The sequence below is a fragment of the Promicromonospora kroppenstedtii DSM 19349 genome, from assembly GCF_000515355.1.
Taxonomy (GTDB): Bacteria; Actinomycetota; Actinomycetes; order Actinomycetales; family Cellulomonadaceae; genus Promicromonospora; species Promicromonospora kroppenstedtii.
Window position 1 is genome coordinate 42,839 of record NZ_KI911645.1, and the last position, 306, is coordinate 43,144.

The window sequence follows — 306 nt, forward strand, 5'->3', positions numbered from 1 at the left end:
GATGACCGAGACGTTCGACGAGGTGCGCGACCTGACCGTGGCGGCGGACCGATCCGCTTCTACACAAGCGGGCGGGCCGACGCGCCGCCGGTCCTGCTGCTGCACGGTGCGATGCTCGACACCGCCGAGCTCGACTGGATGCACGTGGCACCGCCCTCGCCGAGCACTTCCGGGTGCTGGCGATCGACCTGCCGCGGCACGGCGGCAGCCGCCCCTGGCCGGGACGGGTGGACCAGGCACTGCTGCAGCGCATCGTCATCGGGCTGCTCGACCAGCTCGGCATCGAGCGCACGGCACTCGTCGGCC